General features: G+C 65.9%; 1 protein-coding gene. It reads right to left on the reverse strand.

The genetic code is table 11. From position 1 onward, the window contains the following. Positions 1-6 precede the first annotated feature (6 nt). The gene (locus BGE01nite_RS28720) at positions 7-1,515 is read right to left on the reverse strand and encodes an IS4 family transposase (protein ID WP_146856388.1); all 1,509 of its coding nucleotides are present in this window, start codon (positions 1,513-1,515) and stop codon (positions 7-9) included. Between the last annotated feature and the right edge of the window lie 65 nt (positions 1,516-1,580).

The following is a 1,580-nucleotide window of genomic DNA, read 5'->3' on the forward strand; positions in this document are numbered from 1 at the left end:
TGACTTCTACCCACATTTTTGGTTCATCTGGGAGAGCAGCCATCCAGCCTCCATGTCCTGCAGCCTGGCCAGCCCGCGCCACAGCATCTCGGGTCCAGGAGGCGGCGAGCTGGGCGCCCCCCGGTGTCCTGCCAGCTGCGAGATCCAGCGCACCGCCTGCGCAAGCTTCAGCGGCTTGCCTGCCGTCCCTGTCTTCTCGCTCTCAAAGCGTGCTCGCAGCACTTCCTGCTGCCTGTCACTCAACCACGGTCCGGCCAGTGCCTCGGGATCATGCCGCGACTGCGTCACCAGCCCCAGCAACAGCACCGCGCTGAGCAGGTCCAGCACGATCATCGCCTGCGCCGCGCGTGCCTCCCGGAAGCGTCTCTGCTCCACCCGGCAGCCGCTTTTCCAGATCCGGTGCATGACCTCGATCTGCCAGCGCAGCGCATACCATCTCACCAGCTCCTGGGCCTGCTGCTCGCAGTCCACCTCCAGGCTGCTCAGCAGCACCCACTCCAGCGCTTGCTCTCCCTCCGGGGCCACCGGCTCGCGCACCATGATGACGCTGAGCTCCAGCGGCTCGTGGGCTCCGTGGTATTTGCGCTGATGCGCCGGGGCCTCCAGCCGCACGCGCTGCCACAGCACCTCCACCTGCCGCGCTTGCTGGCCGTGGATGCCTTTGGCGGATGGCAGATGGATGCTCCAGCGCGCCTGCGCGGGCTGCGTGGCCAGATGCTCCCACAGCCGTGCCTGCACTTGCTGCTGTTCCTGTTCCTGTTTTTGCTTGGGATGCAACTGCCGGTCATGCTGGGCGCGGATGAGCACGTGCAGCCGCCCATCGCTGGCCTGATGATGCTGGCGCGCCTGGATGAAGAGCTCATACATGTCAGCCTCGCGGTCGGCGATGTTGATGACGCTCTGCGCCTCGGGCAGCTGCTCGCACAGCCGCGCGCTTTGCTCCAGGCTGCGCAGCCAGCGCGCGCTTTCCTTGGCCTGCGCCTGCTGCCGGTTGCGCTCCCCGGGCTTGCGCGCCTTTTGCGCCGCCTCGTCGCGCGCATACACCTCGCATTCCAGAAGGCCATGGACAACTCCCTGGCCGCCCACCAGCAGGCTGCTGTGGGCAAAGAAGCCACGCACGCTGGTGCTGTTGCTGATGGGGCCGCGCCCTTCCATGGCCGGGTGGGAGGTGTAGTCCAGGCTGGTGGTGTCCTGGATGCACAGCAGCACCCCCTGCCGATGCCGTGCGCGGATCTGCTCCACCGTGGCGGCGGCGCTGCTGCTGAGGATGAGCTCAGGCTGCACCTCCTGGCATTGCAGCAGACGATAAGCAGCCTTCAGCGAGGCCGGGCTGCCGCACTGCTCGGGAAGTGTCTTGCCAGGACGCCGGGCCATGGCGGCAAGCAACTGGCCAAGGCGCTCGTCCCTGCGGCTGTCGCCCAGATCCATCTGCGCCAGCTGGGCCTGCGCCCATTGCACGAGCTGGTCACCTTCCATGCCTTGCACCAAGCTTTGACAGTCGGCTTCAATGTCCATCCAGAAGACTTACCCACCGCACCTCAAGTTGCTTCCCAAAACTTAATAAATGTGGGTAGAAGTCA

Source organism: Prosthecobacter gellanilyticus, from assembly GCF_007992435.1.
GTDB classification, from domain to species: Bacteria; Verrucomicrobiota; Verrucomicrobiia; order Verrucomicrobiales; family Verrucomicrobiaceae; genus Prosthecobacter; species Prosthecobacter gellanilyticus.